Consider the following 518-nt stretch of genomic DNA (forward strand, 5'->3'; position numbering starts at 1 on the left):
GTTATGCAGGCGTTATACGTTTTTGAGGTAATTAATAATATGGAATCTGTTATCAGTTTTTCCGAGAAAGTGAGGTTGGTCTTTGAGCAGAATAAGAAGGCTATCGATCTTCCTTTTTTTCATTCTTTCCCCCAAAATTCCTGCGAGAGTAGTGTGTGTTTTCATGCAATGTTAGTTCGTGAAAAATTTCCAAATATGCAATTAGAAGTCGTACTTGGAAGTAATCAAATGAATGATGAGCATCATTATTGGCTAGAAGTTGATGGTCTTGCCTTTGACCTTACATGTGATCAATTTGATGGAATTTATGAACCTATTTATGCTCAGTCAGAACATTTGATGGCGACATACTTTTCTCACACTAAACGTTTTCCTATTATGGATTTTGTGATTAATTATCTTGGAAATACAGTAGATGTTGAACTTTTCAGTAAAAATAAAAAGAAGATTCAAGATTGGTTGAAAGTAAACGTATAACAAATGCATCAACACGATTTACTACACTCGGCATCTCAGGT

Annotated in this window: 1 pseudogene; it reads left to right on the forward strand. The window is 34.2% G+C overall.

Annotated elements, in window-relative coordinates:
• A pseudogene (locus A6E03_RS10050) lies at positions 1-477 on the forward strand (hypothetical protein); the annotation flags it as partial.
• Between the last annotated feature and the right edge of the window lie 41 nt (positions 478-518).

It is taken from the genome of Aliivibrio sp. 1S128 (genome assembly GCF_001691065.1).
In the GTDB taxonomy this organism is placed as follows: domain Bacteria; phylum Pseudomonadota; class Gammaproteobacteria; order Enterobacterales; family Vibrionaceae; genus Aliivibrio.